This window comes from Halochromatium sp. (genome assembly GCF_054919635.1).
In genome coordinates this window covers 1-10021 of sequence record NZ_JBUDPI010000116.1, presented here as the reverse complement: position 1 = coordinate 10021, position 10021 = coordinate 1, and the positions used below count along the sequence as shown (strand labels likewise).

The window sequence follows — 10021 nt, the reverse complement described above, 5'->3', positions numbered from 1 at the left end:
GGGTAGTAGACACCGTTCAGACTGAGCTCGGCGGGAATCTGGTCCATCGTGGGTTGTGGCTTGGCGATGGGCTGAAGGGCGGATGTTCGCGGTTGCCCGCGATTCTATACCCATCGCAGATCGGTTTTCGGCATTCTGAGCCCGCTCCGGGTCGGGCAGCGGCGATCGGGGGACGCCGTGAATCCGTCCTTGGAGGCTTGACGACGGCATCCATGCCGTCGACACCCCCGCTCGCCGCCACCCGACCCTCCGCTATGCCATGTCGTCAATTGGCGTGTTACGGGTATTTATCGTCCGTGACCTGATGCGTGGCGCGGGTCGACTGTTTGGTGCGGACTTGGCTTTAAGCCCCTGACGACCGATCTGATACTCTGATCAAAAAAAGGACCGTCTGCATCCCATGACCCAAGCCAACCCGCTGCTGTATTGCGTTTGTCCTGCACGTCCTGAGGCCCACTGCTTCGAGGTCGTGCTCGAGATCCCGGACCCCCAACGCTCGACGCTCCAGTTGTCGATGCCAGCTTGGATTCCGGGGAGCTATATGATCCGAGACTTCGCCCGCAACCTGCTCTCCATTGCGGCCGAGCAGGGCGGGCAGCCGGTTGCGCTTGAGAAGCTGGACAAGCAGACCTGGCGGCTCTCCGGGTTGTCGGCGGACGCCGCTCCAGTACAGGTGCGCTATGAGGTCTATGCCTGGGAGCTGACGGTCCGCTCGGCGCATCTGGACCAGCATCACGGCTACTTCAACGGCACTAGTCTCTTTCTCTGTGTGGAAGGCGCAGAGCAACGGTCCTGCGCGCTCGAGCTCATGCCTCCGCCCGGCATGGACGAGGGTCATTGGCAGGTTGCCACCAGTCTGGCGCGCGACGGCGCTCCGGCCTGGGGTTTCGGTCGCTATCGGGCCGACGATTACGCCGATCTGATCGACCATCCGGTCGAGATGGGTGTTTTCGACCGGATCGCGTTCAAGGTCGAGGGCGTGCCGCACTGGATGACCATCAGTGGCCGCCATCGCGCCGATCTCCGGCGCCTGACGCTGGATCTGCCGCGGATCTGCGCCGAGCACGCCGCCCTCTTTGGTGAGCTGCCGATCGACCGCTACCTGTTTCTGACACAGCTCGTCGGCGATGGCTACGGCGGTCTCGAGCATCGCTTCTCGAGCAGCCTGCTGGCCAATCGCGATGATCTACCAGCGCCGTCCTGGTCCACCGAGATGTCCTCGTCTAGCCGGTTGCAAGCCGGAGGTGAAGGGATGCAGGCAGTGGCCCAGCCGGCGATGCAGGCGCCAGAGCAGCCGTCGGAAGGCTATCGGCGCTTTCTCGGCCTCTGCAGCCACGAGTATTTCCATCTCTGGAACGTCAAGCGGATTCGCCCGCGTGCCTTTGCCGAGCAGGGGCTTGAGCGCGAGGTGCATACGCGTCTGCTGTGGGCCTTTGAGGGTATGACCTCGTATTACGACGATCTGGCGCTGGTGCGCAGCGGCGTCATCGACTTCAAGGCCTATCTGACCCTACTCGCCGAGCTGATCAGTCGGGTGCAGCGCAATCCCGGGCGGCTGCGGCAGACGGTGGCCGAGTCCAGTTTCGACGCCTGGACGCGGTTCTACAAGCAGGACGAGAACGCACCCAATGCCATTGTGAGCTACTACGCCAAGGGCGCGCTGACCGCGCTGGCGTTGGACCTGAGCATTCGCGAGCGCACTGAAGGGCGCAAGAGCCTTGACGATGTGATGCGCGCGCTTTGGAGCGAGTTTGGCCGTCCCGGCATCGGCGTTGGCGAGCGTGATGTCGAGCGGGTCGCGGCCGAGGTCAGCGGGCTGGACCTGTCTGGCTTCTTCGAGCAGACGTTGGATTCGACCGAGGATCTCGATCTGGCGCCCTTGTTATCGACCGTCGGTGTGGGGATGCGCCTGCGGCCCTCTCGCAGCGCGAAAGACAATGGCGGTTGTGTCGAGCGTTTTGAGTCGATCCCGGCGCGACCGGATATCGGTATCCGCCTCCAGCCCGATGCCGCCGAGGCGCGAATCGGGGTGGTGCTCGATGACCGACCGGCGCAGCGTGCCGGGCTCTCGGCGGGCGATCTCATCATCGCCGTCGATGGTTTGAGGGCGAGCGCCGCCAATGTCGATGCCCTGATCGCACGAGCAGCCGGCGCCGGGCCGATTCGGGTGCATGCCTTCCGCCGCGATGAGCTCTTCGAGACCCAGGTGTTGCCGGAGCCGGCCCCTGCTGATACCTGCGAGCTACGGCTTGACGATGAGGCCTCTGATGCGGTGCGGGACCGGCGCTTGGCCTGGCTGGCGTCGTCGCTTGACCAGGCCGGACCAGGTCCTAACAGGCCCGACCGGGTCCGGGTTGGCTAGGGTCTGAGCGGTTGGCGTTGTCGCCCATGCGTCCACATGCCCGAAAGATCATTCGCCTGCTTGCGGATGGCTGTCCGCACTCGGGGGAGGCGATAGCCGGGGCGATTGGGATCAGCCGTGCGGCGGTCTGGAAGATCCTGCATGGGCTCGATAGCGAGCTTGGGCTGGGTATTGAATCGGTGCGCGGACAGGGCTATCGACTGCCTGAGCCGATGGAGCTGCTCGCGCTCGATGCCATCCAGGCTCGGCTTGATGCCAAGGCACGGCAACGGGTCGCCCGGCTCGAGATCCTGGATGAGGTCGATTCCACCAACGCCTATCTGCTCGAGCGCGGTCGGCGCGCTGTCCAGGGCGGGGAGATCGAGACCTGTGCTGAGAGCGAGGCGAGTGCAGATGTGGATCAGGGCGGGGTCTGTCTGGCCGAGCGCCAGACGGCGGGACGTGGTCGGCTTGGGCGACGCTGGGTGTCGCCGTTTGGGCGCAACATCTATCTCTCGATCCTCTGGCGTTATCGGCTGGCCCCGGCGCAGCTCGGCGGGCTGAGCCGGGCCTGCGGGGTCGCGGTGGCACGGGCGCTCGCAGGGCTTGGCGTCGAGGGGGGTGGACTCAAATGGCCGAACGACGTCCATTGGCAGCGGCGCAAGCTCGCTGGTCTGCTATTGGAGGTGGCTGGCGAGGCGCAGGGGCCGAGCCTGGTCGTGGTCGGCGTCGGGCTGAACCTGCGGCTGCGTGCCGCAGAAGCGGCCGTGATTGATCAGCCTTGGGTCGACCTGCACGAGCTGTGTCGCGAGCAAGTCCCCGGGCGCAACGCTGTGGCCGCCGCGCTCATCGAGCATCTCACGGCAGCGCTCAGTGGTTATGCAGAAAACGGTTTGGCGTCTTTCCTAGAAGACTGGCGTCAGCTCGACGCCTATCAGGGCGAATCGGTGACCCTGGTTGCCGGTCAGCAGACCATCGAGGGTCTTCATTGCGGGATCGATGCGCTGGGCAACCTGGTGTTGGATACCGATGATGGGCGCCGCACCTTTGCGGCCGGCGAGGTCAGCCTGAGGCCGCTGGGCCGCTTGCCGTGCCACGACTGACCACGCTGTTCCCACTCTGGGCATTGCTCGGCGCGATGCTCGCATTCTGGCAGCCCGCGCCGTTCGCGGCTGCTAAGCCGCTGATCGTGCCGCTGCTGGGCCTGGTGATGTTCGGCATGGGGATGACGCTGACCTGGCAGAGCTTTAGCGCCGTGCTGCGTCAGCCGGGACGCATCGGGCTCGGCCTGGCATTGCAATACCTGCTGATGCCACTGGCCGCCTGGGCCGTGGCACTGGTGCTTGACCTGCCGCCGGCGCTCCTAGCCGGGCTGGTCCTGGTCGGCGCGAGTCCCGGTGGCACGGCCTCCAACGTCGTCTGCTACCTGGCGCGCGGCGATCTGGCGCTCTCGATTACCCTGACCACGGTCTCGACGTTGCTGGCGATCCTTGCTACGCCGTTGCTGACCTGGCTCTATGTTGGTGAGCAGGTGCCCGTGCCGGTGGCGCCGATGTTGCTTTCAATCTTCAAGATCGTGCTGTTACCGGTGGCGCTCGGGATGCTCGTTAACCGCCTGCTTGGGCCGCGGCTGGGGCGGCTGCAGCCGCTGTTTCCGATGCTCTCGGTGCTCTCGATCGTGGTGATCATTGCGATCGTTGTGGGTCTGAATCGAGAGAACCTGGCGACCATGGGAGTCTTGGTGGGCCTGGCGGTGGTGTTACACAACGGGATCGGGCTTGCGGCCGGCTATGGTTGCGGTTTGCTCGCCACCGGCGATGAGCGGACCGCCCGCACCCTGGCCATCGAGGTCGGGATGCAGAACTCGGGGCTGGCAGTTGCCTTGGCGGTGAAGTACTTCTCGGCTGCGGCAGCGTTGCCGGGAGCGCTATTCTCGGTCTGGCACAACCTCTCGGGTTCCTTGCTCGCCGCTTGGTGGTCGCGGCGAACACCTGCGGGAAACTTAGGGCGTCTTGGCTAGCTGCTGTTGAGGTCGGTATGCCGCTGGACCTAACGGGCGGATGCCTATCTGTTCGCGGTTGGTTGATTCTGATGCTATCGGCCAATCCAGGTGAAGACGTGGTCGATGGGCAATCGATGGGGCAGCGGACAATTACCCCGGCTGACGCCGTTTAGATGCATAATGGCGTGATCCGGTAGCGGTTGGCCAGCGATCTCGCGGTACCCGCCGAGCACCATCCCGCATCCTCTATAGCCCAACCTACTGTCTGGTCGCTGGCGTTTGTCGTCTGCGACCACGGAGCGACCTGTCCTGTGACCGAGCAATTGCGCAATATCGCCATCATCGCCCACGTCGATCATGGCAAGACCACCCTCGTCGATAAGCTGCTGTCGCAGTCTGGCACCCTTGGCGACCGCTTCGGCCCGGTCGAGCGCGTCATGGACTCGAACGATCTCGAGCGCGAGCGCGGGATCACGATCCTGTCGAAGAACACCGCGATCGACTGGAACGGCTACCGCATCAATATCGTCGACACCCCGGGCCATGCCGACTTCGGCGGCGAGGTCGAGCGTGTGCTGTCGATGGTTGACTCGGTGCTGCTGCTGGTCGATGCCCAAGAGGGGCCGATGCCGCAGACCCGCTTCGTCACCAGCAAGGCGTTTCAGCACGGGCTGCGTCCGATCGTGGTGGTCAACAAGATCGACAAGCCCGGGGCGCGCCCGAGCTGGGTGGTGGATCAGGTCTTCGATCTGTTCGATCGCCTCGGCGCGACCGATGAGCAGCTCGACTTCCCGATCATCTACGCCTCGGCGATCAATGGCTATGCGGGGCTCGATGAGGGCGTGCGGGAGGGCGACATGACGCCGCTGTTCGAGGCGATCGTTGAGCATTGTCCTCCGCCCGAGGTTATTCCCGACGCGCCCTTCCAGATGCAGGTGTCGACGCTCGATTACTCGAGCTTCGTCGGCGCCATTGCCGTGGGCCGCATCCGCAAGGGCACCGTGAAGCCGAATCAGCAGATCGTCGTCGTCAAGCGCGATGGCGATACACACAAGGCCAAGGTCGGTCTGGTCTACGGCTATCTGGGGCTGGAGCGCTACGAGGTAGCGAGCGCCCATGCCGGTGAGATCGTCGCGCTGACCGGCATCGAGGCGCCGAACGTCTCCGACACGCTTTGCGACCCGGCTGCGGTCGAGCCATTGCCGTCGCTCACGGTCGACGAGCCGACGGTGTCGATGACCTTCCAGGTCAACACTTCGCCGTTCGCGGGCAAGGACGGCAAGTATCTGACCAGCCGCCAGCTCAAGGATCGGCTCGAGCGCGAGCTGATCCACAACGTCGCGCTGCGGGTCGAGGAGGGTAATGATCCGGAGAAGTTCCGCGTCTCCGGCCGTGGCGAGCTGCATTTGTCGATCCTGCTCGAGAACATGCGCCGCGAGGGCTACGAGCTGGCCGTTTCGCGCCCTGAGGTCATCTTCCGCGAGATCGACGGCCAGATCTGCGAGCCCTATGAGCAGCTCACGGTCGATGTCGACGAGAGCAGCCAGGGTGCGATCATGCAGGCGCTCGGCGAGCGCCGCGCTGAGCTCAAGGACATGGTGCCGGACGGCAAGGGCCGAGTGCGGCTCGATTATGAGGTCCCATCACGCGGACTGATCGGCTTCCAGACCGAGTTCATGTCGCTGACCTCGGGCACCGGCCTCAAGTACCATGTGTTCGACCATTACGGGCCAGCGCATTCCGGCGGCATCGCCAAACGGCGCAATGGGGCGATGATCTCGAACGCCCAGGGCAAGGTGCTCGGCTATGCGCTGTTCAATCTGCAGGAGCGGGGCCGGATGCTGGTCGCGCCAGGCGATGAGGTCTACGAGGGGCAGGTGGTCGGCATCCATTCGCGCGACAACGATCTAGTCGTCAATCCGCTCAAGGCCAAACAGCTGACCAACATCCGCGCTGCTGGCTCGGATGAGAACATCCTGCTCACGCCGCCGATTCGCTTCAGCCTCGAGCAGGCGCTCGAGTTCATCGAGGACGACGAGCTGGTCGAGATCACCCCGAGCGCGATCCGCATCCGCAAGCGTTTCCTGAAGGAGCATGAGCGTAAGCGGGCTGGGCGAGGGTGATGGCTGCCTGGTCAGTCGACAGACGGATGCTTGCAGACCCGCTGCCGGTCGTGACACTGAGCAGCCGCTATCGCCTAGAGTTGGCATACTCGCGCAGGAAGCAACGCTCAAGGGCTGTAAAATGGCAACTGCCGGCATGGACTCTGCGATAAATCCTTCTGCATGGCAGTACTCGTCCGTTGGCATCGGTTTGGAAGTTGGCCGGTGTCGTCGGCTAGCTGTCGCTCCGATGATGGATTGGACTGATTCGCATTTCCGGAATTTCGCGCGAGTCCTCTCAAGGCACACATTGCTTTATTCGGAGATGGTCACGACGGGCGCGCTGATCCATGGCGATCGCGAGCGTTTCCTGCGTTACGAACCAGCCGAGCATCCGCTGGCACTGCAGCTCGGGGGCTCCGATCCGGCTGAGCTGGCGCGCTGCGCGCAGATGGGCGCGGACTGGGGTTACGACGAGATCAATCTGAATGTCGGCTGCCCATCGGATCGGGTGCAGAACGGACGGTTCGGTGCTTGTCTGATGGCCGAGCCGGCATTGGTGGCCGATTGCGTTGCCGCGATGAAGGCCGCGGTTGCGATCCCGGTCACGGTCAAGAGCCGCATCGGCATCGATGAGCGCGATAGCTACGAGGAGCTGGTCGCCTTTACGCAAGCGGTGGCTGCGGCTGGCTGCGATGCGCTGATCGTGCATGCGCGCAAGGCCTGGCTGCAAGGCTTGAGTCCGCGCGAGAACCGTGAGGTGCCACCCTTGCGCTGGGATTGGGTGATCAGGCTCAAGCGGGACTTTCCGGCACTGCCGATGGTGCTTAACGGCGGCGTGACGCATCTGGATCAGGTCGAGGGGCTGGTCAGCGAGCAGCAGGTCGACGGCGTGATGATCGGCCGCGAGGCCTATCAGAAACCCTGGCTCCTGGCTAATGTCGATCGGCGCCTCTTTGCTGCCGAGAATCCTGTTTCGACGCCGCAGCAGGCGTTAGCCGCCTACATCCCTTATGTTGAGCGGCAACTGGCCGACGGCGTGCCACTGGCATCAATGACTCGGCATCTGCTCGGCCTCTTTCATGGCTGCCCGGGTGCCAAGGCCTGGCGACGCATGCTGAGCGAGCAGGCGCATCGGCCGGGGGCCGGGATTGAGGTCTTGAAAGCCGCTGCGGCGCAAGTTCGGTTGAAGGCGCAGGATCGCGAGCTTGCCGATGCCTGATTCGGCGACCGAGCCGACCGGCGCTGAGCCCTTTTTGCGGCAGCCGATTCGGGTGTGTTGGGCCCGAGGCCGATGAGCTGGCTATTGCTGACGCTCATTTGTGCCTTCAGCGTTGCGTCGGCCGATGCAGCGACTAAGGCCTGGCTGCAGGGGTTTTCGGCGCGTGAGCTGACGCTAATCCGCTTCACGGCGACCGGCCTGCTGCTCTCTCCGCTGTTGGCCTGGCTGCCAGACCTGAGCGCGCTGCCGGCCTCGTTCTGGGGCTGGCTCAGCGTCCTGGCGCCTCTCGAGATCGGCGCAATGCTGCTCTACATGGCTGCGATTCGGGACCATCCGCTGTCGCTGACCCTGCCCTATCTGGCCTTTACGCCGGTCTTTTCGATGGTGATTGCTGCGCTGGTGCTCGGCGAGCGGTTAAGCCTGGTCGGGCTGCTCGGCGTGTTGCTGATCGTCGTAGGAGCTTGGCTGCTCAATGTCGAGCATGCGCGGCGTGATGACTGGCGCACTTGGCTACGGCCGCTGAGCGCGATTCGCTGGGAGGCGGGCTCCCGCATGATGCTCGGGGTGGCGCTGCTCTATGGGGTGACCTCGACCCTCGGTAAGGTGGCTCTGCTCTATCTGCCATCGGCTGCGTTTGGCGCCTTCTATTTCGCCATCGTCGGCCTGTTGGCGGTTCCGCTGCTGGTGCTGGTGCCCGTTGCTGGGGCACGGTTGGAATGGCGTTCGGCGCTGCAGCGTTTGGCCAGCCGGCCTGGTGCCGTGCTTGCGGTCGCGGCGCTCAATGGGGTGATGGTGATCACCCATTTCATGGCGCTGCGGCTGACCGAGGTGGCCTATATGATTGCAGTGAAGCGCAGCAGCCTGCTGTTTGGCATCCTCTATGGGGCGTTGTTGTTTCGCGAGCGGAATCTGGCGAGCCGGATGCCAGGCGGGGTGCTGATGTTGGCTGGCGTGTTCGTGATCCTGCTCGCGGCATAAAGGTTCTCACCGTCCGAACCGCCAGATGCGAGCAATGCTGACAGACTGCATGGACAGCCGTTGCAGCTTCTGGCGAGATCGTATCAAGTCGGTCAAGTTGCAGATGCCTGAGCTGCAGATTGATGGATTGCGCTGCAGATTGATCGGCTGCTCCGAAGAAGATGATGGTTGATGCCTACCGAGCCTAGTCTAAAGACCGCGTTCCCGCCGATCGCTGGCCTGGACGCCCAGCTCCTGATCCTTGGCTCGATGCCCGGCGAATCCTCACTGCGGCAGCAGCGATACTATGGCCATCCGCGCAATGCCTTTTGGCCGATCTTCGATGACCTGCTCGGAATACAGGTGCAGGCGAGCTATGCTGATCGCTGTGCGGCGCTGATCGCGCACAGGATTGCGCTCTGGGATGTGATCGCTGCCTGTGAGCGTTTGGGCAGTCTCGACCAGGCGATTCGCCCGGAGACGGTTCGCGTCAACGATTTTGCGAACTTCTTCGATGCCCATCCCGGGATCACGCGGATTGTCTTCAATGGCGGTACCGCCGAGCGCGAATACCGTCGGCGCGTGCTGCCCGTTCTGCAACCGCCGCAGCGCGATCTGTCACGGCACCGGATGCCTTCGACCAGCCCCGCGCATGCTGGGCTGCGGTTCGAGCAAAAGCTGGCAGCTTGGCGCTTGATACTGGAATGGGTTGATGTCGGTCTATGAGCTGAGCATTGTGCGAGGCAAACGCGAGCGCTGGTGCAAGGCGAAACGACGCTAGAGCTTACAAGCTCGCTCACTAGACAGACCTGGTTCCCGCGCTCGGCCCGATCAAGACCGCCGCATCCCGCGCTGAATCAGTCCATCGCCGAGCTTGTTGCGGATGGCGTCGAGCGTCTGGTCGAGCTTTGCATTCGCTGGCGTGGCCGGCTGTCGGTTGGCCGCAGCGAAGAGATCGGGCTGGGTCGGACCGGCATCTGGCTCCCAGCCGGAAAGGCCGACCCCGATGAGTCGCACCGGTCGACCGCGCCAAGGGCTGGACGCGAACAGCTCCCAGGCGGTCTGAAAGATAAGCTGGTCGCTCGCGGTGCGGTGGCTCAGTGTTCGCGAGCGGCTATGCGTCTCGAAGGGCTGCAGACGCAGCTTGAGCGTCACCAGCGCACCTGCGAGGGCCTGGTGTCGCGCGAGATAGCCGACCTCCTGTGCGGCCCAGCGCAGGGTCTCGCGCAGCTGCTGCTCATCGGTGACATCCTCGCCAAAGGTAGTCTCCTTGGAAATCGATTGCCGCTGGGTGATCGGCTGGACCGCGTCGTCGGCTATGCCGCGCGCCTGCAGATACAGCGCGGTGCCGGCGCGTGCCCCCAAGGCCTGGCGCAGGCGCTCGAGGGGCTGTTGCC

The 10021-nt window shown here is 64.2% G+C and carries 8 protein-coding genes; 7 read left to right on the top strand and 1 reads right to left on the bottom strand.

The window, feature by feature from the left end; genetic code table 11:
- Positions 1-400: 400 nt before the first annotated feature.
- The 7 genes from ACY693_RS09040 (at position 401) to ACY693_RS09010 (ending at position 9350) form a co-directional block, all read left to right on the top strand.
- The gene (locus tag ACY693_RS09040) at positions 401-2362 is read left to right on the top strand and encodes a M61 family metallopeptidase (RefSeq protein ID WP_462321499.1); all 1962 of its coding nucleotides are present in this window, start codon (positions 401-403) and stop codon (positions 2360-2362) included.
- 26 nt (positions 2363-2388) lie between these two features.
- Entirely contained in the window at positions 2389-3444 is a 1056-nt protein-coding gene (locus ACY693_RS09035) for a biotin--[acetyl-CoA-carboxylase] ligase (RefSeq protein ID WP_462321498.1), read from the top strand.
- Complete coding sequence (locus ACY693_RS09030) at positions 3432-4361, top strand: bile acid:sodium symporter family protein (protein WP_462321497.1); 930 nt, start codon at positions 3432-3434, stop codon at positions 4359-4361. The genes ACY693_RS09035 and ACY693_RS09030 overlap by 13 nt, the downstream gene beginning before the upstream one ends.
- A gap of 293 nt (positions 4362-4654) precedes the next feature.
- Positions 4655-6466 (top strand): translational GTPase TypA, encoded by a 1812-nt coding sequence (gene typA, locus ACY693_RS09025; RefSeq protein WP_462321496.1) that lies wholly within the window; start codon positions 4655-4657, stop codon positions 6464-6466.
- 190 nt (positions 6467-6656) lie between these two features.
- Entirely contained in the window at positions 6657-7667 is a 1011-nt protein-coding gene (dusA, locus tag ACY693_RS09020; protein ID WP_462321500.1) for a tRNA dihydrouridine(20/20a) synthase DusA, read from the top strand.
- Positions 7668-7751: 84 nt separating this feature from the next.
- The gene (locus tag ACY693_RS09015) at positions 7752-8645 is read left to right on the top strand and encodes an EamA family transporter (protein ID WP_462321495.1); all 894 of its coding nucleotides are present in this window, start codon (positions 7752-7754) and stop codon (positions 8643-8645) included.
- A gap of 171 nt (positions 8646-8816) precedes the next feature.
- The gene (locus ACY693_RS09010; protein ID WP_462321494.1) at positions 8817-9350 is read left to right on the top strand and encodes a DNA-deoxyinosine glycosylase; all 534 of its coding nucleotides are present in this window, start codon (positions 8817-8819) and stop codon (positions 9348-9350) included.
- A 105-nt stretch (positions 9351-9455) separates the two neighbouring features.
- Here ACY693_RS09010 and ACY693_RS09005 read toward each other — a convergent pair.
- On the bottom strand, positions 9456-10021 hold a 566-nt coding region (locus tag ACY693_RS09005; protein ID WP_462321493.1), incomplete at its 5' end, for a DNA polymerase Y family protein.